This is a genomic window from Roseivirga ehrenbergii, from assembly GCF_001593005.1.
GTDB classification, from domain to species: domain Bacteria; phylum Bacteroidota; class Bacteroidia; order Cytophagales; family Cyclobacteriaceae; genus Roseivirga; species Roseivirga ehrenbergii.
The window spans coordinates 1-205 of sequence record NZ_LQZQ01000048.1 but is presented as its reverse complement, the minus strand read 5'-3'; the positions used below and the strand labels follow the sequence as shown (position 1 = coordinate 205).

Here is a 205-nt window from a genome sequence, read left to right as displayed (position 1 = left end):
CTCCAAGAATCTTTAATGATTCTAGTAATCGATTAAAGGACTGGATAAATAAATCATCCACATCGTATACACCAGATAAATCAATAATTAACCACTCAATGTCAAGGTTGCTTGACTGTTTAAGTGTTTCTTCAATAATAATTTCAGAGCGCATTTCATCAAGTTCTCCAATGATTGGAAATACGGCGACATGGTCCATGATGGG

At 35.1% G+C, this 205-nt stretch carries 1 protein-coding gene; it reads right to left on the bottom strand.

Annotation, left to right across the window (positions count from 1 at the left end; all coding sequences use genetic code 11):
- On the bottom strand, positions 1–199 hold a 199-nt coding region (locus tag MB14_RS19055; protein ID WP_511476801.1), incomplete at its 3' end, for an STAS domain-containing protein.
- Positions 200–205 lie beyond the last annotated feature (6 nt).